The sequence below is a fragment of the Streptomyces sp. NPDC019224 genome, assembly GCF_040632605.1.
Taxonomy (GTDB): domain Bacteria; phylum Actinomycetota; class Actinomycetes; order Streptomycetales; family Streptomycetaceae; genus Streptomyces.
The window spans coordinates 1-23,014 of the sequence record NZ_JBEYCF010000056.1; the positions used below are offsets into that span (position 1 = coordinate 1).

Below are 23,014 nucleotides of genomic sequence, written 5' to 3' on the forward strand. Positions count from 1 at the left end.
GGGGGGGGCCCCGCCCCCCCCCCCCACAAAGGTTTCGGCACGAGGGAGGGACACCGCACATGGACAACGGACACGTGGACGAGGGCGACGACGACCGGGAGAACACCCGCCGTGGGCGGAACGAGACGACCGAGGAGAGAGCGGACCGCCGCTGGACGGAACTGCTCCAGGAGCTGCGGGTGGCCCAGACGGGGGTGCAGATCCTCTTCGGCTTCCTGCTCGCCGTGGTCTTCCAGCCGCGCTTCGCCACCCTGTCGGAGACGGACCGGACGATCTACGTCGTCACCGTGCTCCTGGGCTCGGCCACGGCCGCCGCACTCATCGGCCCCGTGTGCTACCACCGGCTGCTCACCGGGCGACATCTGAAGCCGGAGACGGTGGTGTGGGCGTCGCGGCTCACCCTGCTCGGTCTTGTGCTGCTGTTCTGCACGATGTGTTCGGCGCTGCTGCTCATCATGCGCGTCGCACTGCACAACCGGCTGGCGCTGTGGCTGGTGGGCGCGATGGCCCTGTGGTCCTTCATCTGCTGGTTCGTGTTCCCCGCCTGGGCGCTGGCCCGCTCGCCCAACGGGCGCAAGGACTCCGGTGGCGGGAAGTGACGCCGCGCGCGCTCGTGTCCCCCTGCCCGCGGGCAGGGGGACACGAGCGCGCAGGCGTGTCACAAGGCGCGCAGCGCGGGCAGGAGCTTCTCCTCCGCCCAGTCGATGAACGGCTTCTGGTGGCCGCCGCCGATCTGCACGAGGGCGACCTCGGTGAACCCGGCGTCGGTGAACGCGCGGACCGCGTCGGTGAACTCCCCGACGTCGTCGCCGCATGGAACGGACCGGGCGATGTCCTCGGGCGTGACGTACTGCGTGGCCTGGTCGAAGGCGGACGGGCCGGGCAGTTCCGAGTTGACCTTCCAGCCGCCGACGGACCAGCGGAACTGGTCGTGGGCCCGCTTCACCGCCGCGTCGCGGTCGGTGTCGTAGCAGACGGGCAGCTGGCCGACCCGGGGCTTCCCGCCGCCGCCGTGCCGGTCGAAGTCGGTGAGCAGCTCCTCCTTGGGCTCGGTGGCGATCACCAGGTCCGCGAGCCGGCCCGCGATCTCGCACGACCGGTCGCCCGACACGGCGACACCGAGGGGCACGGCCACGTCGGGCAGGTCCCACAGCTTGGCGTTCTCCACGTCGAAGTGCGGGCCGTGGTGGTTGACGTAGCCTCCGGCGAGGAGCGCCTTGATGATCTCCGCCGCCTCTTCGAGCTTGTCCAGCCGCACCCGGGCGTCCGGCCATCCCCCGCCCACCACGTGTTCGTTCAGGTTCTCGCCGGAGCCGAGCCCGAGCCGGAACCGCCCCTCGGAGAGCAGTTGCAGCGTCGCGGCCTTCTGCGCCACCACGGCCGGGTGGTAGCGGGTGGTCGGGCAGGTCACGTACGTCATCAGCGGAATGCGGGTGGTGGCCTGTGCTGCGGCGCCCAGCACGCTCCAGGCGTACGGGGCGTGCCCCTGGGACTTCAGCCAGGGGAAGGAGTGGTCGGAGGTCACGGAGAAGTCGAAGCCGGCCTGCTCGGCCGCCACCACGTCCTCGACGAGCTCCCGCGGTCCCGACTGCTCGGTCATCATCGTGTATCCGAATTGCGCCATATGGGATGGGTTACCGATCTCCGGCGGCCGAAACGTACCGGCGGGGCGGTTCCCGGATCATGTTTCCTCCGCGCCGGACGCGGAACCCGGGAGGGGACGTCCGAACGCCCGCACGCACGGAAAGCGAGGAACGACATGGCCGTCGCGACCTTCTGCCTGGTTGCCATCGACTGCCCGGACCCGGAGACACTCGCCGGTTTCTACCAGGGGGTACTGGGTGGGGAGGTGACGCACGACAGCGACCGCTGGTACGAGCTCCGGGCCCCAGACGGGGCGCGCCTCGCCTTTCAGCTGGCCCCCGGGTACCGCCCGCCCGAGTGGCCGCGTGACGACCGGAACTCGCAGCAGGAGCACCTGGACTTCAAGGTGCGGGACATGGAGGCGGCCCAGCGGGAGGTACTCGCCCTGGGGGCCGCGCCGCTCGATCTCGACGACGACGGCGGCAAGCGCGACTTCCGTGTCTTCGCGGACCCGGCCGGGCACCCGTTCTGCCTGTGTTACGGCGGTCCGGCGTGACCCGCCGTGTCACAGGTCGATCTCTTCGGCGGCGCACACCCGGGCGCCCATGTTGCGTTCCGTCATCCGCAGGGCCGCGTCGGCCAGGTCGGAGTGGATGTGGGCCACCGCGTCCCGCGCAATGGTCAGGTCCATGTGGCGGAGGTGCGCGTCGAGCGCGGAGTAGAGGATGCACTGCTCCGTCACCTGGCCGGTCAGGACGAGGTGGTCGACGCCCAGCTGGTGGAGCAGGTACGGCAGGGGCGTCTCGTAGAAGATCGAGTGCCGGGCCTTGACCACGAAGAGCGAGTTCTCGTCGGGTCTGAGCGGCTCGACGAGGTCGGGGCGGGCGCCCGCCATGGCCGCCTCCACGATCTCCCCGTGGTGGGAGCGCCAGTCGCCGAAGTTGTCGTTGGCGTAGATCACGAGGCAACCGCTGCCCCGGGCGGATTCCAGCATGCCCGCGATGACGGGTACCGCCCGCTCGGCGGAGGCGACGAGCCGGTCGGCGTCCTCGTGGTCGTACGGGTTGATCATGTCGATGACGATCAGCGCCTTGCGGGACATGGTTGTCATGGTGGCACCGGTCGGCTGGCGCGGCGAGCTGTCGGGGGGCGGGGCGTTCGTCATCCGTTCACTCCAGGAACCGCGCGGCCACACGCAGGCCGCCGACCGGTCCCCGGTACGCCTCCGCCCTGTCCGGCGCCCTCAGCTCCACCGGCTGCCCGCCAGCGGGGCGGTCGCCTCGCCCTCACCGCGGACGACCCCGCGCAGGAACGCGGTCAGCGCGTCCGACGACGAGTGACGCGGCCGCCAGTCCAGCTCCTCGTGCGCCCGTGCGCAGTCCATGACGGGCAGGCGCAGCACCGCGTCGAAGAGGTGGGGCGAGGCCGGGACCGCCCGTGCGTGCCAGGCGGTCGCCAGCGCGCCGCGTACCAGCGGCACGGGCGCGCGCACCACCCGCGCGTCGAGGAGGTCGCCGAGGGTGCGGGCGTCGGTGACGGGGGCGGCGGCCAGGTTGAAGGGGCCGCGCACATCGCCCAGTACGGCCAGCCGGTACGCCTCGGCCGCGTCGTCCGTGTGCAGCACCTGGAACCGCAGCCCCTCCAGGTCGGGCACGAAGGGCAGCAGGTCGGGGCGGAGCAGCACACCGGGCAGGTACTTCCCGCCGAAGATGCGCCGCTGCTCGGGGGCCGCCGTCTCCTTGAACAGGAAGCCCGGCCGCATGCGCACCACCCGGATCTGCGGGTGGCGCAGCTCGAAAGTGTCGAGGACCCGTTCCAGGTACGCCTTCTCGCGGCAGTAGGCGGCGTCGGGCCAGCCGTGTGTGGGCCACTGCTCGTCGACTCCCGGTTCCCGCTTGGGGCCCGGTGCGTAGGCGCCCACGGAGGAGGCGTGGACCAGGGCCGGGACGCCTGCCGTACGCACGGCGTCGAAGACCCGCAGGGACCCTTCGACGTTGCTGCGCCAGGTGACGACGGGGTCGTGGGTCGGCTGGAAGCGCCAGGCCAGATGGACGACGGCGTCCGCGCCCGTCAGCAGGGAAGCGAGCGTGCGGGCGCTGTCCGGGCGGGAGAGGTCCACTCTGCCCCACTCGACGCCCGGCAGGGTGAGATCGGGCAGCCGCCTGGCCAGGCCGAGGACCGATCCCACGTGCGGGTCCTGCGACAGGGCCCGGACGAGGCTCGTGCCCACGTTGCCGGTCGCGCCCGTGACGACGACGCGCAGCTCTTGCGATGCGTTCACCGTGACTCCTTCCGCTTCCGCGCTCGCCCGGGGGGCCGGGGCGGCTCAGGGCCGCAGGAGCGTCTTGACCATGCCGTCGGCCTTCGCCTGGAAGGTCTCGTACGCCTTCGGGGCGTCCTCGAGGGGCAGGTGGTGCGTGGCGAAGCCGTCCACGCCCAGCGGGTCGTCGTCGTCGAGCAGCGGCAGGATGTCGGGCACCCAGCGCTTGACGTTCGCCTGGCCCATCCGCAGCTGGATCTGCTTGTCGAACAGGGTGAGCAGGGGCAGCGGGTCGGCTGCGCCGCCGTAGACGCCCGAGAGGGAGATCGTGCCGCCCCGGCGCACCACGTCGATGGCGGTGAGGAGGGCGGTGAGCCGGTCGATGCCGGCGTGTTCCATGATCTTGCGGGCCGCCGCGTCCGGCAGCAGCCCGGTGGCCCACTGGCCGGCCTTGCCGATCGGTGTGCCGTACGCGTGTGCCTCCATGCCGACGGCGTCGATGACCGCGTCGGTGCCCCGGCCGCCGGTGAGGTCGCGGACGGCCTGCGGGAGGTCCTTCCCGTAGTGGGCCAGGTCGAGGGTCTGGACGCCGCGCGCGGCGGCGCGGGCGAGGCGTTCGGGGACGAGGTCCACGCCGATGACCAGGCCGGCGCCGCGGTGCAGGGCGATCCGGGCCGCCATGTCGCCGATCGGTCCGAGGCCGAGGACGGTGACGCTGCCGCCGGGCGGGATCGCCGCGTAATCGACGGCCTGCCACGCGGTGGGCAGCACGTCCGACAGGTAGACGAAGCGGTCGTCCGCCGGCCCCTCGGGCACCTTGATGGGCAGGGTGTTACCGAAGGGGACCCGCAGCAGTTCGGCCTGCCCGCCGGGGACCTGCCCGTAGAGCTTGGTGTATCCGAAGAGCGAGGCCCCCGTGCCGTACTCCTTCACCTGGGTGGTCTCGCACTGGGAGTGCAGGCCCTTGGCGCACATGAAGCAGGTGCCGCAGGAGAGGTTGAACGGGATGACGACCCGGTCGCCGCGTGCCACGGCGGTCACGTCGGGTCCGGTCACCTCGACGATGCCCATCGCCTCGTGCCCCAGGATGTCGCCGGGATCGAGGTAGGGGCCGAGCACTTCGTACAGATGGAGGTCCGATCCGCAGATGCCCGTCGAGGTGACCCGGATGATGATGTCGGTCGGCTCCTGGATGACCGGGTCGGGAACGGTCTCGACGCGGACATCACGCTTTCCTTGCCAGGTCAATGCACGCATGGGTGATCTCCTCGCTGTCGGGTGACGGCTGCGCCGCCGGGTCAGTGGCGGGCCGTGCGCCGCGCCGCCTTCGCCTCGGCCTGGGCGATCCGTCCGGCGGTCTCGCGCCGGCGCCCTTCCTCCTTCAGGCCCTCGTCGCCCAGTGCGGCGCCGTCAGCCTTGAGTTTCGCCGCCTTCGCCCTCATGGCCAGGGCACGGACGATTTCGGCATGCCTTCCCATGTTCCTCGGTTCCTCCCGGGTCGTCCTGCGGGCGTGCCCGCTCCGCCGTTCCGTGCGACGGGTTCCCACGGAACACGGGTTCAACCGGAACGCCCGATTCAAGCCGGGGAGCGGGCCGGCCCCGCGTACGAGAACGGCCCGGCCTCTCCCGCATGTCCCCGGCCGGTAGGGGTACCCGCCTCGCCAGGCTCCCGGCGTACGCGGGAGCAGGCGCTGCCGGTTGGGACCACAGCCGCAGCGCCGTCCAGCGGATTCCGAGTCGCGCGCCGGCCCCGGGACGCCCAGGATCGACGGCGGGACGGCGGGCCGGCCGCCCTGGAGTGGAAGGGGGCCGTCGAGGTGCTCAACGTCCTGTGGCCGACCGTCGCGGTCAGCTGGTTCGCGGCCTCCCCCGCGCACGCCCTGCACCGGTGGCCCGAGCACCGTGCGGCGCTCCGGGGCGGCGATCCCTCCGTCGCCCTCGCCTTCGCGCAGGAGGTCCGCCGCTTCCACCCGTTCGCGCCGTTCGTCGGCGGGCTGGCGGCCGGCTCTCATGGGAGGGCCGCACCATCCGGACGGGCACGCTGGTGCTCCTCGACCTCTACGGCCAGAACCACGACCCGGATCTGTGGCCCCGGCCCTACGTCTTCGAGCCCGCACGCTTCCGGGGCACGCCGGTACGGCCCGACGAGCTCGTCCCGCAGGGCGGCGGCGACCCGGCGGCGGGGCGCCGGTGCCCGGGCGAGGACGTCACCCTCGCCCTGCTGTCCGCCCTGGCGGTGCTGCTGTCCGGCCTCTCGTACCGGGTTCCGGACCAGGACCTCTCCATTGCGCTGCACCGGATTCCGACCGCTCCCCGGAGCGGGTTCGTCATCGAGGACGTCCGGTGCCCCCTGCCCGAACCTCCGCCACCGACAACGAAGGAGATGCCGTCATGACCGAGTCCGCACCCGGCCAGGACCCCACCGAGCGCTTCCCGCGGCCCGGCTTCCCGCAGCAGGAGCAGGAACACCCCGGCTGGACCGGGCCCATGGACCCGCCCCCGGATCACGGCGAGGACTCCTACCGGGGCCACGGGCTCCTGAAGGACCGCAAGGCCGTCGTGACCGGAGGCGACTCCGGGATCGGCCGGGCCGTCGCGCTGGCCTTCGCCCGGGAGGGGGCCGATGTGCTGATCACCCACCTCGAATCCGAGGAGGACGAGGCCCGGGAGACGGCCCGCCTGGTCGAGGAGGCGGGCCGGCAGGCGCTGACGGAGGCGTGCGACATCCGGGACGAGAAGCAGTGCCGTGCCCTGATCGGCAGCGCGGTACAGGAGTTCGCGCGCATCGACGTACTCGTCAACAACGCCGCGTACCAGATGGCCCAGCCGGACGGGATCTCCGCGATCTCCACGGAGCAGTTCGACCGGGTGCTGCGCACCAACCTGTACGGGATGTTCTGGCTGTGCAAGATGGCCCTGCCACACATCCCGGCCGGCGGGTCGATCATCAACACCACGTCGGTGCAGGCGTACCAGCCGAGTCCGCATCTGCTGGACTACGCCATGACCAAGGGCGCCATCGTCACCTTCACCCACGGCCTCGCGCAGATGCTGGCGTCCGACGGCATCCGCGTGAACGCCGTGGCCCCGGGCCCGGTGTGGACGCCGCTGATCCCGGCGACGCTGCCCGACACGAAGGAGTTCGGGAAGCAGAGTCCGCTCGGGCGGCCCGCCCAGCCGGCCGAGATGGCTCCGGCGTACGTGTTCCTCGCCTCCGACCACGCGAGTTTCATCACCGGGGAAATCGTGAACGCGACCGGCGGCACCCCCCTTCCGTAGCTCCGGGGCGTCCGGCGGGTGATTGGCGGGGTTGACGACGGGAAGGCGGCATGCATGCCCAAGAATCATGAGGAAGCACCCGTTCTGGACGCCCTGGCCGCCTACCGGCAGCAGGGCGAGCTGGGGTTCACTCCCCCGGGTCACAAGCAGGCCCGCGGCGCGGCGACGGAGGTCAGGGCGGTCCTCGGCGACGCCGTGTTCCTCGGCGACGTCCTGGCCAGCGGCGGGCTCGACGACCGGCGCATGAAGTCGGGAGTGCTGCAGCGCGCGGAGGACCTGATGGCCGACGCCGTGCACGCGGAGCACGCGTTCTTCTCGACGTGCGGCAGCTCCCTGTCGGTCAAGGCGGCGATGCTGAGCGTCGCCGCGCACGGTCAGAAACTCCTGGTGGGACGGGACGCGCACAAGTCGGTGGTCTCCGGGCTCATCCTCTCCGGCATCCAGCCGGTCTGGGTCGAACCGCAGTGGGACACGGAACGCCATCTCGCGCATCCGCCGTCCGCGGAGGCGTACGAGCGGGCCTTCGAGGAGCATCCGGACGCGAAGGGCGCCCTGGTCACCAGCCCCACGCCGTACGGCGTGGCGGCGGATCTCCGCGCCATCGCCGAGGTGTGCCACCGCCGCTCCCGCCCGCTCGTCGTCGACGAGGCGTGGGGCGCGCATCTGCCCTTCCATCCGGACCTGCCGACGTGGGCGATGGACGCGGGCGCCGACGTCTGCGTCACCAGCATCCACAAGATGGGCAGCGGCCTGGAGCAGGGGTCCGTGTTCCATCTGCGCGGCGACCTGATCGACCACGACACGCTGGCGTCCCGGGCCGACCTGCTGGGCACGACCAGCCCCTCCGTGCTGCTGTACGCCGGCATGGACGGCTGGCGGCGGCAGATGGCGCTGGAGGGCCGCACGCTGATGTCGCGCGCGCTGGCCCTCGCCGCGTCGGTGCGGGAGGAGATCGAGTCCATCGACGGGATGCACGTCAACGACCGCGACGACTTCTGCGGCCCGGGGGCCGGCTCCGAGTTCGACCCGCTGCCGGTCGTCATCGACATCGCGGAGCTCGGGGTGTCCGGGTACCTGGCGGCGGACTGGCTGCGCGAACACCACCACGTGGACACGCACCTGATGGACCACCGGCGCATCAGCACCCAGCTCACCCATGCCGACGACGCCGAGACGACGAAGCGGCTCATGACGGCGCTGCACGATCTCGCCCGGCAGGCGCCCTCGCTGCCCCGGGGGCCCGAGGTGGCGGTTCTTGCCCCGCCGGAGCTGAGGATGGAGCAGGCGCGACTGCCGCGCGACGCTTACTTCCACGGGACCGAGGACGTCCCGGTGGAGCATGCCGTGGGCCGCGTCGCCGCGGAGATGATCACGCCCTATCCCCCGGGCATCCCCGTGGTGCTGCCGGGCGAACGGCTGACAGAGCCGGTGCTGCGTTACCTCCTGACCGGCCTGGAAGCAGGGATGAACCTGCCCGACCCGGCGGACCCGCAGCTGCGCACCGTACGGGTCTGCGCGGACGAGGACGCCTGAGCACCGGACGCCTCGCGGCCGCCGGGCCCGTAGGGGGCGGAGGCCGCCCCCGGCTCACCCGCGTGTCCTGCTGACGCATTCGGTGACCGCGCCGCGGAGACTGCCCGTGCGGGTGAGCGCGTCGCGCTGGAAACGCGCCCCCGTGCCCCGTTTCAGCACCCGCTCGACCCCCGCCTCCGCCTCCGCCAGGTCCCCGCTGTCCTCCAGCGCGTCGCGCACATGGGTGAGCAGGGCGCGCACCACGGCCGGCGCGGGGGCGGGGCGCATGGTGGCGGGATGCAGGAGTTCCCCCTCCAGGCCCGAGCGGCCGGCCTGCCAGGCGGCCATGCGCAGCAGGCCCACCCCGTACGGCTCCGGCGGATCGCCCGCCCGCCAGGCCCGGCCCGCCGTCTCGACCAGGCCGCGCGCCAGCGTGGCGAGCAGCGCGGCGTCGGCGGGGTCCAGGCACACGTCCGCGACCCTGACCTCGACCGTGGGGTAGCGGTGCGAGAGCCGGGCGTCGAAGTAGATCATGCCCTTGTCGCGCAGGACGCCCGTGCCCACGAGCGCTTCGACCTCGTCGTGGTAGCGGCGCGCGGAGCCGAACAGCTCCATGGGTCCGGCCGAGGGCCAGCGCCCCCAGACCCGGCTGCGGTAACTGCTGTACGCGGTGTCCCTGCCCTGCCAGAAGGGCGAGTTGGAGCTCAGCGCGAGCAGCACCGCGAGCCAGGGGCGGATGCGGTCCAGGACGCCGACGCCCTCCTCGTCCGATTCCACGGAGACGTGCACATGGCATCCGCAGGTCAGCTGCTCCTGCGTGGTCAGCCCGAACCTGTCGGCCAGCCAGCGGTACCGTTCGCCCTCGCCGATGGAAGGGCTGACGGGCAGCGGGGAAGTGGCGAGCGCGGCGACCGCGCCCCCGGCCTCGGCGGCGCTGCGGGCCGCCTCCGCCCGCCAGCGCAGGATCTCGTCCGCGAGTTCCCCCATGTCCGCGCGCGGCTCGGTGGCGAACTCCAACTGCTGGCGGTGCAGCTCCTGTTCGAAGACCGATCCGCCCTCGGCGCGCCGCTCCGCAAGTGCCAGGACGGCCGTCGACAGCGCCCGGGGGTCGCCGCTCCGCTCGTCCACGAGCAGCAGCTCCTCCTCGACACCCACAGTCCGCACCATCATGTCCTCCATGCTCGATCGGCCGGGGGGCGGGCCCGCTCGCGCCGAAGCGCCCGCGGAGCGGCCCTTCAAGGCTCCCCCACATCGCCGTGTGCCACCTCCCGGCCCCGGCACCCCCGGCCCGGCCGTGTTTCTCCGTACGCGCCCGCTCAGCACGGACCGGGTCCGCACATCCCACCCCGTTGCGCGACGAGGGCCATGTGGCCGGCCGCGATCTCCACGCCGCAGGCCTCCAGCAGCGAGAACGGCGCCCCGTCCCCGGTCCTGAGCAGAGTCAGCGCGCCCAGCACCGTCGTGCCGTCGGACGCGGTCAGGGCCACGGAGAGCAGCGAGGTCACATCGGCCCTTGCCATCAGCGGCGCCCCCTCCTCGTCCGTACCGAGCCTTTCGGGATCGTCCGTCAGCTGCTCCACCACGGCCGCGCCGGAGGCCATGACTTCCGCGGCCACCGGGCAGTCACGCGGGTCCTGCCGGAGGAACGCCTTCTCCAGCCCCGCGTCGTCCGGCGCCGGAGGGCCGTGAACCGCCACCCTGGCGGGCTCCGCCGGCAACCCCAGGTCGAGCAGGACCCAGTCCGCGAGCCCCTCGCGCAGGAGGCCCGCGGCTGCGACGAGCGCCACCGACGGGGTCCTGGCCGCCAGGAGTTCGCGGGCCGTGCGGTCCAGGAGACCGGTCAGCTCGGCCTGGCGCACGACCGCCGCGGGGTCGGCCCGGCCCTCGGTGCGTCCGGCGGGCCGGGGGACGGACGCCGGGGTGAGCACCAGGAGCACGTCCCGCCGCCGCTCCCCCGGCACGTCGATGCCGGTGAGCGTGGCGTACAGCGGGCCCTCCGGCAGCCGCTGGAGGCGGACCGGAAGGCTGCGGTCTCCGTCGCCCCGGGCGACGGCCGCCGCATGGGCGCGCAGGGCCGCCCGGTCGGCGGGGCGCAGCAACGCGGCGACCGGTCTGCCCGCGGCGTACGCGGCGGGCAGACCGGTCAGTTCGGCGGCCGCCGGATTCAGCCGGCGCACCACGGTCTGCTCGTCGGTCAGGATGACGGGCCACGGCAGGTGATCGAAGATGGCCTTGAACGGATACGCCGCCTTGGCCCCCGGGGCCCGCGGCGGGACCGCTGCCTCCGCCACCGGGCGCAGGGCCTCGACCGCGTGCTCCAGCTCCGCGAGGGCCGCGTCGAGCAGCACCGGGTATTCGGAAGGAGGATGGGCCCGGGCCGCACGCAGTTCCTGCACGCGGGCGACGAGGGCCTGAAAACCGCTCTCGCGTTCCGGTGGTCGGCTCATACGACGAAGCTAGCCGATCGCCCGTGCGTCGACGCTGAGCGGCACGGGCGGCCCCTCGGCACCCAGGGAGGCTGAGAGTGACCCGGCCGGTGGACACGACGTCCGAAGCCGCGGCCGCGGCGCTGCGGCTCGGTCGGCGGGCCATGCGGTGCTCGGCCGGCTGCCGGGGCGCGACCGTGGTTCTGCGGTTTCCCGACGGGGAACGCCACAGCGCCGCGACCCATCCGGACCTCGCCGCCCTGGTCGCGCTCCAGGAGGAGACCGGCGAGGGACCCGACGCCGAAGCCGCCCGCTCCGGCCGGCCGGTGTCCGCGGCCGACCTCGTCACCGACGCGCGGTGGCCGGATTTCCGGGTGGCGGCGCTGGAGCGTGGCCTGCGCGCCTGTACGGCCGTACCGGCGGCGGAGGGCGCCACGACGACGGTGGCCCTGTACGCGTTCCGGCCATGGCGCCTCCCGGCGTCGGTCCAGGAGGTGGTCCGGGTGCTGGCCGAGGAGACGGCCGAGGGACTTCTGCGTGAGCACGCCCGGGCGGGCGCCGAGGCGGAGGCCGATCAGTTGCGGACGGCGATGGCCTCGCGGGCCGTGATCGACCAGGCCGGCGGCATCGTGATGCACATGCTGGACTGCGACGCGGACCACGCCTTCGACGTGCTGCGCACCCTGTCGCAGCGCACGAACCGCAAGCTGAGCGCCGTCGCGGCGCGGATCGTACGGGTGAGGGGCCGGGGCAGCACGCGGGAACTGCGGCGGCTGCTGGGTGAGGTACGGGGCGAGGGCTAAGGGCTGTCCCAGTCGGTCAGGAACCGGGTGGTGAGCCGGTCCTCCAGGTAGCCGGTGGCGTCGATCCCGAACACGACGTCCGCCTCCAGGCCGGGTTCGTCGTCCAGCAGCCCGCGGACGACCTCGTGGCGTACCACCTGCTCGTGGACCGCGTCCGCCTCCACGTGTTCGGTGTAGAAGAACTCCGCGGCGGGCCCGGCGCCGGCCCGTTTCATCGCGAGGGCCAGTCGGCTCGAAGCGGGCGAGGAGGTGATCTCCACCGCGGCGAAGTGCCCGACCAGGGCGCCGCGCAGCCGCCGGTGCAGTCCGAAGAGGGACATGAGGTTGACGAGGGCGAGCATTTCGGCGTGGCCCTCGTCCAGGTAGTGGCCGTACGCCGTCACCAGGCCCAGGTCCGCCATGAGATCGGCGAACAGCCGGGCGTGGACGCGTTCGGCCCGGCCGGCGCCGAACTCGTCGTACTCGATCGCGGCCATGCCCGCCTTCGCGCGCCCGCTGAGCCGGGGCAGCACCCAGGCGTGCGGGTCGGCCTCCTTCAGGTGGTACAGCGAGCGCTGGGCCGCGTAGGCCCGCAGCCGGTCCGGTGTGCCGTGCTCCTGGAGGAAGTGCGACACGCCCGTGCCGTCGACCGGTTCGACGAGCAGCGCGTCCAGCGTGTCGTCCAGAGCGGCCCCGGCCGGGACGTCTCGTCGCAGGGCCGACTCGAAGCGGCGCTCCAGGGCCGCTCGGACCGCCAGCAGCTCCGGGTCCCACTCCAGGGCCGGGTCCACGGACGCGAAGCCGCGGTAGTGCAGCTCGTAGCAGACGTACAGGGCCAGCTGGAGGTCGTCCCCGTAGGGCTCCGCCGCGTCGGCCAGGGCGGGGGCCGGCAGGGGCCCGCTTCCCCGCAGACGGGCGAGGACCGCCGCCGAAAGCTCTCCGCGGGCCCGGGGAAGCGGGGGTCCGCCCGTCTGACCGGCCATGGTGTCACTCCTCGTACGTCTGCTTGAGCGCTGCGGTCCGGTACCCCTCGTCCGCCCCGTCAAACCGCCGGGGCGCCGCATCGCCTCGCCTCTCCACCATGTGGTCCCGGCGCCGATGCCGCTACACCGGGGACGGCGGCGGTGCGGTTGCGGGGGCCACGGCAGGACAGCAGGCTGCCGAGGGCGGGCAGGCGGAAGGAATGACCGCCTCCATGGGGGGAACCCAGAGGCTGCGCACCGGTAGCGACGACACCGGGCGTGTTCCCCGCAGGACGGAAGGACGGCAGAGGATGAGCGACAACGGCAGCAAGCGCAAGGTGCTGGCGATCGTCACCAACTACGGCGTGGAGCAGGACGAACTCGTCGTGCCCCTCCGCCATCTGCGCGAGCGCGGCGTCCAGGTCGATGTCGCCGCGCTGAAGAAGGAGGACATCGAGACGCTCGTCGGCGACAAGGACCCCGGCAAGTCCGTGCACCCCGACCTCACGCTGGAGGACGTGGATCCGGCCGCTTACGACTTGCTGCTCGTGCCGGGCGGCACGCTGAACGCCGACACGCTGCGGCTCCAGGGAACGGCCTGCGACATCGTGCGTTCCTTCACCTCCTCCGGACGCCCCGTCGCGGCCATCTGCCACGGCCCGTGGGTGCTGGTGGAGGCCGACAGCGTGTCGGGCAAGCGGCTCACCTCGTACGCCTCGTTGCGGACGGACGTGCGCAACGCGGGCGGTGACTGGGTGGACGAGCCGGTCGTGACGGACGGGTCCGGGGGCTGGAAGCTCATCACCTCGCGCAACCCGGGCGACCTGGAACCGTTCCTCGGGGAGGTCGACGCCGCGCTCGCCGGCTGAGGCCCCGCACCGAGCCGCCGGGCAGAACGGCCGGGCGGCTCCCGCATGCGCTCACACGGGTTCGGGCACGAAGGGGAGGAATTCGTCGGTGCCCGGCTGGATGACGCCGTAGCTGCTTTCCGGCACCTCCTTCCACACGCCGGGCAGGCCGCCCAAGGGCTCCGAGACCACCAGGCGAGTGCTGTCGGAGACGCCCCGCAGGAAATCCCAGTCCGGGTGGAGGGCCCGCACGGTCTCCGCCTTGCTGCTGCAGAACAGCGAGCGCGACTTGCCGAGGCTCGAATAGCGGAACGACCACAGCCGCTCGCCGTCGGACACCGCCACGGTCATCTGGAGCGGGTACTCCACCCCTTGGTCGTGCCCCACCCGTTCGATCAGACCGGCCATCCGGGCCACGGCGCCCGGCACGTCCTGGTCGAGCCCGAATGTCAGCGCGAGGTAGAACATCACCTCCGAGTCCGTCGAGCCCTCCAGGACGGAGAACAGCGCCGGGTCGAGCGCCAGGGAGAGGTCGCGGCGCAGGCGGTGGAAGTCGGCGACGGCCCCGTTGTGCATCCACATCCAGCGGCCGTGCCGGAAGGGGTGGCAGTTGGTCTGCTGGATGGCCGTCCCCGTGGAGGCCCGCACATGGGCGAAGAACAGCGGCGACCTGATGTGGCTCGCCAGCTCCCGCAGGTTGCGGTTGTTCCAGGCGGGTCCGGTGTCGCGGATGATCGCGGGCGTGTCTCTCTCCGGCCCGTACCAGCCGATCCCGAAGCCGTCCCCGTTGGTCGTCTCGACCCCCATGCGGGAGTGCAGACTCTGGTCGATGAGCGAGTGCTCCGGCTTGTAGAGGAGATCGCTGAGTACGACACTCGTGCCGGAGTAGGCCAGCCATCTGCACATGAGCGGCGTCCCTTCCCGGGCGGCGGGCAGGGGCCGGGCCGGACGTACCGGTGGTGGTTCTTCGGTCCTCGGCCCCTGGGCGTCCGGTCGTCGTCGTTATGTCCACGCTACCGACTCCGCGGGCCCGTCGCCCAGCCGCGCCCCCATGGGCCGCTGCGGCGTGTCCGCGCGGGACGCGGAACACCGGCGGGCAGAATGCGGCATTCCTTCCATGACGGGCGAGGTCGATGGTGACGGTGACCGGTATCCGCTTCCGCTGTGTCCCGCTGTTGGTGTGCCTGCCCCCGGCGCTGCTGCTCCTCACCGGCTGCGGCGCCCCGTCGTCGGCGGTACGGGACGCGGCGGCCGCCTTCGAACGGGACGTGGCGGAGCACGACGTACGGGGCATCTGCGCCGCTCTCGCACCCGGTACGCGCTCCGAGGTGGAGTCCGACGGTCGGGCTCCTTGCACGTCGGCGGTCGGTGAGAATCCACCTCCCGTCGGCGGTGCCACGCGCACGGTGGACGTGTACGGCCGTCAGGCCCGGGTCGTCCTCGACTCCGACACGCTGTTCCTCTCACGGTTCCCGCAGGGCTGGAAGGTGGTGGCCGCCGGGTGCGTACCCCGCCCCGGCCTGCCCTACGACTGCACGGTCGAGGGAGGTTAGCGCGGTGCGAGCGCTCTTCGTCGTGTGTCTGGCGGTGGTTCTGATCGGCCTCGTGTACTTCCTGGCGCTGGGAGTGATGCACCGGTGACGTTCTCCTCCGGCGCGGTGGTGCGCCGGTTCCTGCGGCACAACTCGCTGACGCTCGCCTTCGACGGGGCGTTTCTCCTGGCGCTGGCCGGGCAGGCCCTCGTCGGTCATATCGAGTTCAACGAGCAACTGGCCGTGGACGGCCTCTACCCGGTCTCCTTCGGCGCCTACCTGATGTCGTCCGATTTCGCGGTGGACGTGACGGAGAACTGGCAGTCGGAGTACCTGCAGTTCTTCCTCTACATCTTCGGCACGGTGTGGCTCGTCCAGCACGGTTCGCCCGAGTCGAAGCACATCGACGCGGCCGGGCCCGAATCCGACAGGGACCAGCGCGTCGGCCCCCATGCACGGGCCGACTCGCCCCGCTGGGCGGCCGCCGACGGCTGGCGCCGGCTGGTGTACTCCCGGTCGCTCGGGATCACCATGGGCGGCCTGTTCGTGCTCTCCTGGCTGGTCCAGTCCGTGTCCGGGGCCGCGGCGTACAACGAGACGCAGCTGCGGCAGCTGGAAGCGCCCGTCAGCTGGGGAAGCTATCTCGTGTCGGCCGACTTCTGGAGCCGTACGCTGCAGAACTGGCAGTCCGAGTTCCTCGCCGTCGCCTCGATGGTGATCCTCTCGGTGTACCTGCGCCAGCGCGGCTCCCCGGAGTCCAAGCCCGTCGGCGCCTCGCACGGGGCGACCGGCGTGGAAGGCTGACCGGGTCCTACCCGGCGGGCGCCGGCCGGCGGCGGAAGGTCTCCGCCAGGACCGTGTTCACCACGACGACGGCGCCCATCACGGCGCCGGCCGCCGGGTGCCCGACCCCGTACAGCGCGCAGGCGCCACCACCGAGCACCAGGGCCTTCACCGCCAGCACCCCCGCGAGCGGTGGGCGGAACCGGGCGCGCGGTGCGGCGAACAGAGCCCACAGCACGAGGGCCACGGCGAGGACGGCGCTGCCCAGCAGAAGCCGGGCTGCCGGGTTGTCCGCCAGGGAGAACCCCCACCAGAAGAGGCAGCCCGACGCCACCAGTTCCAGGAGGAACGCGAGCAGTTCGTTCGCCGCCCACCAGGGCCGCCCGGCCACCGACGGAATCGCCGGGCCGTCAGCAGATCTTTCGTGCACCACGCCCCCCTTGTCGTTCACGTGTGCGCAAGCATACGGAGCTGCCGTTCAGCGGGCGCGGCGCAGTCGTGGTGCGGCGACCGCACCCATGGCGAGCATCACGAGGCCCCGCAACCGGGCTTCGCGCTCACCCGGCTTCCCTGACGTGGTACGGGGAGCTTTCACGGAGCCCGCATAACCGGCGCGGGCCGTGGCAAACGACGGTCGGGCGACCGTACGGAGCCCTGTCGCCCGTGGGAACGGGCGGCCGGGCCGGATGGCGCAACCCATGTGTCCGGCCGGAGGCCGGGGGGTACGCGTGGTCAGGCGATGCCGTCCCCGCGTGTGCCGACCCTCCGCGCCCGGCACTGCCCTCCTCCCCCTCCCCCACGAGATTGGAATTCAGTGAGCGAGAAGAAGAACCCGGTGTCGGCCGCGGCGGAGAAGATCGCCGCCAAGATCCAGGACGCCGCCGCCCCGGGCAACGAGATCCCCGGCGCCCCCGCTCCCGAGCCCGCCCAGGCCGACGAACCCACGACGCCGCGCGAGCCGCTGCCGCCCAAGCACGACCAGCGCGGTCCCGACACCTACAGCCCCACCGGGCAGCCCACAGGCGCCCCGCAGGACAAGGTGGCGCAGGACGGCGCCTATCTCACCACCGCGCAGGGCGCACGGCTGTACGAGACCGACCACTCGCTGAAGGCCGGCCCCCGCGGCCCGGTGCTCCTCCAGGACCACCATCTGCGGGAGAAGATCACCCACTTCGACCACGAGCGCATCCCGGAGCGGGTGGTGCACGCCCGCGGTGCCGCCGCGCACGGGGTCTTCCGGGCGTACGGCGCGGCGGCGGGCATCACGAAGGCCGCGTTCCTCGCCGAGGGCGCCGAGACGCCGGTCTTCGTGCGTTTCTCCACCGTGCTCGGATCGCGCGGCTCCGCCGACACGGTGCGCGACACCCGGGGCTTCGCGACGAAGTTCTACACCGACGAAGGCGTCTTCGACCTGGTCGGCAACAACATCCCGGTGTTCTTCATCCAGGACGCGATCAAGTTCCCCGACGTCATCCACGCGGGCAAGCCGCACCCGGACCGGGAGATCCCGCAGGCGCAGAGCGCCCACGACACGTTCTGGGACTTCGTCACCCTGCACACCGAGGCCACCCACCACACCCTGTGGAACATGTCGGACCGGGGCATCCCACGTTCGTACCGGATGATGGAGGGCTTCGGCGTCCACACGTTCCGGCTGGTCAACGCGGAGGGCGCGACCACGCTGGTGAAGTTCCACTGGAAGCCGAAGCTGGGTGTGCACTCGCAGGTGTGGGAGGAGGCCCAGATCGCCGCGGGCATGGACCCGGACTTCCACCGCCGTGACCTGGCGGACGCGATCGAGGCGGGTGCCTTCCCCCAGTGGGAGCTGGGGGTGCAGACGTTCCCCGACACCGAGGACCAGATGTTCGAGGGCATCGACCTGCTGGACCCGACCAAGATCGTGCCGGAGGAGCTGGCGCCGGTCCGCCCGATCGGGCTGATGACCCTGAACGCCAACCCGTCGAACTACTTCGCCGAGACGGAGCAGGTCGCCTTCCACGTCGGCCACCTGGTGCCCGGCATCGACGTCACCAACGACGCGCTGATGCAGGGGCGCCTCTTCTCGTACGTCGACACCCAGATCACCCGGCTCGGCGGTCCCAACTTCGGCCAGCTGCCGATCAACCGCACGCACGCGCCCGTCAACGACATGCTGCGCGACGGCATGCACCAGACGGCCGTGCACCGGGGCGTGGCGCCCTACCGGCCCAACTCGCTGGACGGCGGCTGCCCGTTCGCCGCCGGGGCGGACACCGGTGCGTACATCGAGGTGCCCGCCGAGGTGCCGGCGGCCCGCAAGGTGCGGGACGCGGCGGCCTCGTTCGACGACCACTTCAGCCAGCCCCGGCTGTTCTGGCTCAGCATGACGCCCACGGAGCGCGAGCACATCACCGCCGCGTACACCTTCGAACTCGGCAAGTGCTGGGACCGGACGATCAAGGAGCGCGCTCTCAAGGTGCTCGCCAACATCGACCCGGAGCTGTGCGCGCGCGTCGCCGGGGGCCTGGGCCTGCCGGCGCCGGCGGCGACCGTGTCCCTGGCCTCGCCCGAGCCGAGCCCCGCGCTGTCCCAGCTGGGTCGCACCTGGCCGGTCGACGGCCGCGTCGTCGGCATCGTCACCGACGGCGAGACCGGTCTGGACGCCGTACGGGAAGCACGCGGCGCGGTCCTCGACGCCGGGATGGTCCCCCTGGTCATCGCGCCCTCGGGCGGCGAACTGGGCTCCGGTGGCGAACCGGTCACCGTGCAGCGCACCTTCGCCACCACCCGGTCGATCGAGTTCGACGCGATCGTGGTGGCGGGGGCGCCCGCGCCCGCCGCGGACGCCTACGGGGCCCGTGACGCCGAGACCGACGACGCTGCCACGGCCACCGGAGTCGATCCCCGAGTCCTGCTGCTGGTCACCGAGGCGTTCCGGCACGGCAAGGCCATCGGCGCCTGCGGCGACGGAGCGACGGTGCTGGAGAAGGCCGGTCTGGCCGCGGACGCCCCCGGGGTGGTCGCCGGCGGGGCCGCGTCCACGGTGCTGAACGGCATCACCGAGCTCCTCGCAGGTCATCGCGCCTGGGACCGCTTCACTCCGGCGCTCTAACACCCGGGCCGGGCGGGCGTGCGTAGCCGGCCCGGCCGGGGGCACGCGCGGGAGGAGGCCGGAGGACGGGCAGGCGCTCCCCGTGCCCGCCCATCCCCTTCACGCCGTCCCGCCCCCGGCGGGACGATGCCGATACGAGGAGACACATGAACCACAAGGAGCGTGAGCACAGCCGCCCCGAGCCCGAAAAGCCTCCCCGGACAGCCGCCGACGAGGTCGTCCAGGAGGCGGAGGAAGCCGCGACCGACGTGGCGGACACCGCGGACCCGGCGAGGCGGCGCGGCAGGGACAGCGAGGCCGGCGATGCGCTGACCCCGAACGAAGAGGCCCAGGAGGACGCGGACCGGCCGCACACGTAGGGTGACAAATGGGGGTGTTTCCACCGTGACCGGCAGGGCACTCGCAGGATGCGGAGGGTGGCCGCGGGTGGACAGGAGCCACCCGCGGCGCCCCGGTCATCCATGGCGCCTCCGACGGAAGGACGGATCATGCCGACAGAGGCACGTGGCGACGATGTCTACCAGCCGCAGAGCGACGGCCAGGACCCGCCGAACGACGACCTCGACATGGAGAACACGCTCGGTGAGCGGGGCCTCGACGACCAGATGGAAGAGGGCTACTCCCCGCCCGAGCGTCCCCTCGCCGTCGACAGGTACGGGACGACGGGCGAGGAGGAACGCCGCGGCGAATCCCTCGACCAGCGCCTGGCGCAGGAGGTCGAAGAGGTCGAACCGCTGGACGACGACGACATCGGGGACCTGGCGGACGGCGAGGGAGAGCCGCTGGAGGTGGAGGACGAGACCCGCTCCGGCCGGCTGAGCGCGGCGGACGAAGTGCCCGGCCGGCTCACCGATGTCTACGCCGACGACGTGGGCATCGACGGCGGCGCGGCCTCAGCGGAGGAGGCAGCCGTACACACCACGGACGAGGAGGAGGGCCAGGGGCGGGAGGGCTGACCACGCGGCGGGGCCGGCCCTGGTCCGTACGGGGCGGGCGGTCCACAGACGTGCGGGGAGGGTTGTCGGTGCTGCGGAGCGGGAAGACGGCGGGCCCCCGGGCGGCGCACTCACCCGGGCGACGGGCTGCCACCTGGGCGAGGCCCGACGCGCCCTGCCGACGCCCAGGAGCACCTGCACGGCCCCGACGCCTGCGCCTCGCTGGCAGCATGCCAGGCCCTGCTCAACGATCTGACACCCGGCGAGGGCGGCACGGCACTTCCCGCCGACGGCGCCCGCGCGGCCGGACCTGAGGAGCACGCAACTGGGAGAACGACGCGCACATGGCCGAGCTCACCCGCCTGTGGAACCTGGACCCGCTCCGGGTGCCGCACTACGGCCCGCCCACGCACGCGATGCAGATGTTCCGGTATGTGGAGGAGGGCTCCATCCGGATGCTGTGGGCCACCGGCTCCCCCGCGCCGGCGCCCACCGCCTCGGCCCCGGTCGCCGGATCGGCCGTGCCCCCGACGGCGGGGGGCGGGGCGGGCGAGGAGCCGCACGCGTACCCGGAGGAAAGCCGATGAAACTGGACATGGTCCTGAAAGAGGTGCACCACGGGGAGAACGCCCTGGCCGTGCGGCTGATGCGGCGCTCCAGCACCCATACGACCGACCACGAGGTGCATCACGTCGCCCGCGACCTCGCCGCCTGGTCCCGGCACCACGTGCGGGAACCCGCGGACGCGGCCTCCGATCACGGCGTCGACCTCTCCCCCGAGCCGAAGACGGCCCAGGCCGCCCGCGACCAGGAACTCCTCGACCTGACCGAGCGCTGCCACCCGCAGACACTGCGCCAGCAGCGCTGGGCCAACACGATGATCAAGGTCGTCTCGCCCCAGGTACTGACCAGCTGAACGCTCCGCCGGCAGCGGGCCCGGTGCGGAATCGGGCGCGGGCGCCGGGACGGCCGTGTGCGCTGCCCCGGCCGGGGGCGCATCGTTCAAGAGGGACCCCGGCGAAGGAGCGCCGCATGCCTAGCCTCGACTGGAAGACACCCGTAGCGGGTGCGCCCTGCTGGGTGAGCCTGACCACCCGCGAGCTGCGGACCGCTCAGCCCTTCTACGCGCAGGTCCTGGACTGGGAGTTCCACGACAGCACCCTCGGTGACGACTTCGTTCTCGCCCGCGCCCACGGCAGGGCGGTCGCCGGCATCGGCTGCTGCCCGGACACCGGCGGCCCGCCCCCCGTCTGGATCCCGTACTTCGCCGTACCGGACGCGGACGGGACGGCCGACCGGATCAGGGAACGCGGCGCCACGCTCGCCGTCGGTCCGCTGCCGCTGGGCGAGGGACGTGCGGCGATCGCGGCCGACCGGGAAGGGGCCGTCTTCGGCTTCTGGGAGGGCCCGGCGCCCGTCTGGGCGGACGGGCCGCGCGCACCGGCGCGGGTGGACCTCCAGGCCCGCCACGCCTTCGAAGCGGCCATCTTCTACGCGGAGGTCTTCGGCTGGGCCAAGCCGCACAGCCGGTGCACCGTCGACTACGCGGAGGATCGCGTCCTGGTGCAGGCGGGCGGGCACACCGTCGTGACGTTGCGCGGCGGAGGCGTGGAGAACGATCCGGACCCCCGGGTCCGGGCGCGCTGGATCACCGACTTCCTCGTCGCGGACAGCCACCGGGCGGCAAAGGCCGCCGTCGCAGCCGGCGGCGAGGCGACGCCCGTGGACGGCCTGCCGGGAACCGCGTTCGTGATCCGCGACCCGGAGGGCGCGTTGTTCACCGTCTCCGACCGCTGACCGAATCCGTGCGAGCAAGCGCACCAGCTGCCTGAACCCGGGCGAGTGCCCCGGTCCACGGCCGGCCCCGCGACGCGGGGCCCGGTCCGGTGGAGAAGGGGGGTCGGGCCGGTGAAGAAGGCGGTACGCGGGCTCCCGGCCTCCTGACCCGCGGTACGCGAGCTTCCGACCTCCTGACCCGAGGCGCGGCCCGGGCATGTTTGAGGCGGCACGGGGCGGGAAAGGGCCAGGCGTGCTTCGGACAAGAGGCGCGCCCGTGGGAGCTCTGCTCCGGGTGTCGCCTGTCCGGCAGGCGCTCTCACGGTGGTCCGCACAGACGACGCCGAGGGAGTGAACACCATGGCCGGTGCCCGACAGACAGCGCCCGGACGACGTCAGGACATGGCCCCGATGACGGCCGCCTTCCACCGGCTCCGGGCCCTTCCCGACGGTCCCGAGAAGGAGGAGCTGCGCCGCGCGACCGTCTGCGCCTGGCTCCCCATGGCTCACCGGCTGGCCTCGCGCTTCCGCGACCGCGGGGAACCGCTGGACGATCTGCGCCAGGTGGCGGCCGTCGGCCTCGTCAAGGCGGTGGACCGCTACGACCCGGCGCGCGGCAAGGCCTTCGAGACGTACGCCATACCCACTGTGGTCGGCGAACTCAAGCGGCACTTCCGCGACCACACCTGGGACGTCCATGTACCGCGCCGGGTCCAGGACCTGCGCAACCAGGTGCGGGTGGCCCGCCGCGACCTCGCCCAGACGCTGGGCGGACGGCTGCCGACCGAAGCGGAGATCGCGGCCCGGACGGGGCTCCGCGTCGAGGACGTCCGGACCGGTCTGGAGGCCCTGGACAGCTACCGCACGCTGTCGCTGGACGCCGAGATGCCGAGGTCCGGCGACGGTTCCTGCCTCGCCGACACCCTCGGGCTGTACGACCACGCACTGGAGGTCGCCGTCGACCGCGAGGCGGTCAAGCCGGGCCTGCGGAGCCTGCCGGAACGCGAACGCACCATCCTCTACCTGCGGTTCTTCCGCGACATGACGCAGGAACGGATCGCCGAGGCGCTCGGCATATCGCAGATGCACGTCTCCCGGCTGATCGCCCAGTGCTGCGAGGAGGTTCGCACGCAGGCGCTCCAGGAGACCGGTCGGCCGACGTAGCGCCACGACGCGATCCCTGCCGCCGCGCCCGTTCCGAGGCCGGCCGCCGCCGGGGCGGGGTCGACGGCCCGGCCCCGTCC

General features: G+C 72.7%; 25 protein-coding genes and 1 pseudogene. 16 read left to right on the forward strand and 10 right to left on the reverse strand.

The features are described 5' to 3' along the window. Positions 1 to 59: 59 nt before the first annotated feature. The gene (locus ABZ564_RS27430) at positions 60 to 599 is read left to right on the forward strand and encodes a DUF6328 family protein (RefSeq protein WP_360861542.1); all 540 of its coding nucleotides are present in this window, start codon (positions 60 to 62) and stop codon (positions 597 to 599) included. 59 nt (positions 600 to 658) lie between these two features. Here ABZ564_RS27430 and ABZ564_RS27435 read toward each other — a convergent pair whose 3' ends face one another. Further along, positions 659 to 1,624, reverse strand: coding sequence for an LLM class F420-dependent oxidoreductase (locus ABZ564_RS27435; protein WP_360861544.1), 966 nt, complete (start codon positions 1,622 to 1,624; stop codon positions 659 to 661). 135 nt (positions 1,625 to 1,759) lie between these two features. Here ABZ564_RS27435 and ABZ564_RS27440 point away from each other — a divergent pair, with 135 nt between their 5' ends. After that, entirely contained in the window at positions 1,760 to 2,140 is a 381-nt protein-coding gene (locus ABZ564_RS27440) for a VOC family protein (RefSeq protein WP_360861546.1), read from the forward strand. A gap of 9 nt (positions 2,141 to 2,149) precedes the next feature. Here ABZ564_RS27440 and ABZ564_RS27445 read toward each other — a convergent pair whose 3' ends face one another. The 4 genes from ABZ564_RS27445 to ABZ564_RS27460 all read right to left on the reverse strand — a co-directional run bounded on the left by ABZ564_RS27445 (position 2,150) and on the right by ABZ564_RS27460 (position 5,322). Beyond that, complete coding sequence (locus tag ABZ564_RS27445; protein WP_360861620.1) at positions 2,150 to 2,686, reverse strand: isochorismatase family cysteine hydrolase; 537 nt, start codon at positions 2,684 to 2,686, stop codon at positions 2,150 to 2,152. Between the two features lie 141 nt (positions 2,687 to 2,827). After that, positions 2,828 to 3,865 (reverse strand): NAD-dependent epimerase/dehydratase family protein, encoded by a 1,038-nt coding sequence (locus ABZ564_RS27450; RefSeq protein ID WP_360861548.1) that lies wholly within the window; start codon positions 3,863 to 3,865, stop codon positions 2,828 to 2,830. Between the two features lie 45 nt (positions 3,866 to 3,910). Next, positions 3,911 to 5,101, reverse strand: coding sequence for an alcohol dehydrogenase catalytic domain-containing protein (locus ABZ564_RS27455; protein ID WP_360861549.1), 1,191 nt, complete (start codon positions 5,099 to 5,101; stop codon positions 3,911 to 3,913). Positions 5,102 to 5,142: 41 nt separating this feature from the next. Continuing rightward, the gene (locus ABZ564_RS27460; RefSeq protein WP_360861550.1) at positions 5,143 to 5,322 is read right to left on the reverse strand and encodes a hypothetical protein; all 180 of its coding nucleotides are present in this window, start codon (positions 5,320 to 5,322) and stop codon (positions 5,143 to 5,145) included. 330 nt (positions 5,323 to 5,652) lie between these two features. Here ABZ564_RS27460 and ABZ564_RS27465 point away from each other — a divergent pair. From ABZ564_RS27465 to ABZ564_RS27475, 3 genes and pseudogenes are all read left to right on the forward strand, one after another. Next, positions 5,653 to 6,239 (forward strand): annotated as a pseudogene (locus ABZ564_RS27465) (cytochrome P450); the annotation flags it as partial. After that, positions 6,236 to 7,123: an SDR family oxidoreductase gene (locus tag ABZ564_RS27470; protein ID WP_360861552.1), complete on the forward strand. Its 888-nt coding sequence runs from the start codon at positions 6,236 to 6,238 to the stop codon at positions 7,121 to 7,123. The pseudogene ABZ564_RS27465 and the gene ABZ564_RS27470, both read left to right, overlap by 4 nt. 54 nt (positions 7,124 to 7,177) lie before the next feature. Next, positions 7,178 to 8,656 (forward strand): aminotransferase class I/II-fold pyridoxal phosphate-dependent enzyme, encoded by a 1,479-nt coding sequence (locus ABZ564_RS27475; RefSeq protein WP_360861554.1) that lies wholly within the window; start codon positions 7,178 to 7,180, stop codon positions 8,654 to 8,656. 54 nt (positions 8,657 to 8,710) lie between these two features. Here the strand turns inward: ABZ564_RS27475 and ABZ564_RS27480 are convergent, their stop codons facing one another. Both ABZ564_RS27480 and ABZ564_RS27485 read right to left on the reverse strand, forming a co-directional pair. Next, positions 8,711 to 9,802, reverse strand: a complete 1,092-nt coding sequence (locus ABZ564_RS27480; RefSeq protein ID WP_360861622.1) for a glutamate--cysteine ligase — start codon at positions 9,800 to 9,802, stop codon at positions 8,711 to 8,713. A gap of 149 nt (positions 9,803 to 9,951) precedes the next feature. Then, on the reverse strand, positions 9,952 to 11,082 hold the full coding sequence (locus ABZ564_RS27485; RefSeq protein ID WP_360861556.1) for a PAS domain-containing protein: 1,131 nt from the start codon (positions 11,080 to 11,082) through the stop codon (positions 9,952 to 9,954). 77 nt (positions 11,083 to 11,159) lie between these two features. Here ABZ564_RS27485 and ABZ564_RS27490 point away from each other — a divergent pair, with 77 nt between their 5' ends. After that, entirely contained in the window at positions 11,160 to 11,864 is a 705-nt protein-coding gene (locus tag ABZ564_RS27490; RefSeq protein ID WP_360861558.1) for a GAF and ANTAR domain-containing protein, read from the forward strand. Here ABZ564_RS27490 and ABZ564_RS27495 read toward each other — a convergent pair. Then, positions 11,861 to 12,826, reverse strand: coding sequence for an iron-containing redox enzyme family protein (locus ABZ564_RS27495; protein WP_360861560.1), 966 nt, complete (start codon positions 12,824 to 12,826; stop codon positions 11,861 to 11,863). The two genes, ABZ564_RS27490 and ABZ564_RS27495, sit on opposite strands and share 4 nt — an antisense overlap. A gap of 290 nt (positions 12,827 to 13,116) precedes the next feature. On the opposite strand from ABZ564_RS27495, the gene ABZ564_RS27500 reads away from it, so the two are divergent. Then, positions 13,117 to 13,674 (forward strand): type 1 glutamine amidotransferase domain-containing protein, encoded by a 558-nt coding sequence (locus ABZ564_RS27500; RefSeq protein WP_360861561.1) that lies wholly within the window; start codon positions 13,117 to 13,119, stop codon positions 13,672 to 13,674. A gap of 51 nt (positions 13,675 to 13,725) precedes the next feature. Here ABZ564_RS27500 and ABZ564_RS27505 read toward each other — a convergent pair whose 3' ends face one another. Beyond that, positions 13,726 to 14,559, reverse strand: coding sequence for a class II glutamine amidotransferase (locus tag ABZ564_RS27505; RefSeq protein ID WP_360861563.1), 834 nt, complete (start codon positions 14,557 to 14,559; stop codon positions 13,726 to 13,728). Between the two features lie 227 nt (positions 14,560 to 14,786). Here ABZ564_RS27505 and ABZ564_RS27510 point away from each other — a divergent pair, with 227 nt between their 5' ends. Continuing rightward, the gene (locus ABZ564_RS27510; protein ID WP_360861565.1) at positions 14,787 to 15,206 is read left to right on the forward strand and encodes a hypothetical protein; all 420 of its coding nucleotides are present in this window, start codon (positions 14,787 to 14,789) and stop codon (positions 15,204 to 15,206) included. Positions 15,207 to 15,290: 84 nt separating this feature from the next. Then, entirely contained in the window at positions 15,291 to 15,989 is a 699-nt protein-coding gene (locus ABZ564_RS27515) for a DUF6766 family protein (protein WP_360861567.1), read from the forward strand. A gap of 7 nt (positions 15,990 to 15,996) precedes the next feature. Here the strand turns inward: ABZ564_RS27515 and ABZ564_RS27520 are convergent, their stop codons facing one another. Next, entirely contained in the window at positions 15,997 to 16,359 is a 363-nt protein-coding gene (locus ABZ564_RS27520; protein WP_360861624.1) for a YrdB family protein, read from the reverse strand. 423 nt (positions 16,360 to 16,782) lie between these two features. Between ABZ564_RS27520 and ABZ564_RS27525 the strand changes: the two genes are divergently transcribed. The 7 genes from ABZ564_RS27525 (at position 16,783) to ABZ564_RS27555 (ending at position 22,934) form a co-directional block, all read left to right on the forward strand. Further along, positions 16,783 to 19,059 (forward strand): catalase, encoded by a 2,277-nt coding sequence (locus ABZ564_RS27525; RefSeq protein WP_360861569.1) that lies wholly within the window; start codon positions 16,783 to 16,785, stop codon positions 19,057 to 19,059. 146 nt (positions 19,060 to 19,205) lie between these two features. Continuing rightward, on the forward strand, positions 19,206 to 19,418 hold the full coding sequence (locus tag ABZ564_RS27530; protein WP_360861571.1) for a hypothetical protein: 213 nt from the start codon (positions 19,206 to 19,208) through the stop codon (positions 19,416 to 19,418). A gap of 129 nt (positions 19,419 to 19,547) precedes the next feature. Beyond that, positions 19,548 to 20,015, forward strand: coding sequence for a DUF5709 domain-containing protein (locus ABZ564_RS27535; RefSeq protein ID WP_360861573.1), 468 nt, complete (start codon positions 19,548 to 19,550; stop codon positions 20,013 to 20,015). A gap of 323 nt (positions 20,016 to 20,338) precedes the next feature. Further along, positions 20,339 to 20,581, forward strand: a complete 243-nt coding sequence (locus ABZ564_RS27540) for a hypothetical protein (RefSeq protein ID WP_360861575.1) — start codon at positions 20,339 to 20,341, stop codon at positions 20,579 to 20,581. Continuing rightward, positions 20,578 to 20,910, forward strand: coding sequence for a hypothetical protein (locus ABZ564_RS27545; RefSeq protein ID WP_360861577.1), 333 nt, complete (start codon positions 20,578 to 20,580; stop codon positions 20,908 to 20,910). Before ABZ564_RS27540 ends, ABZ564_RS27545 begins: the two co-directional genes overlap by 4 nt. 116 nt (positions 20,911 to 21,026) lie before the next feature. Next, positions 21,027 to 21,791 carry a VOC family protein gene (locus tag ABZ564_RS27550; RefSeq protein ID WP_360861578.1) on the forward strand — a complete coding sequence of 255 codons (765 nt, stop codon included), beginning with the start codon at positions 21,027 to 21,029 and terminating at the stop codon, positions 21,789 to 21,791. Positions 21,792 to 22,130: 339 nt separating this feature from the next. Further along, the gene (locus ABZ564_RS27555) at positions 22,131 to 22,934 is read left to right on the forward strand and encodes a SigB/SigF/SigG family RNA polymerase sigma factor (protein ID WP_360861580.1); all 804 of its coding nucleotides are present in this window, start codon (positions 22,131 to 22,133) and stop codon (positions 22,932 to 22,934) included. Positions 22,935 to 23,014 lie beyond the last annotated feature (80 nt).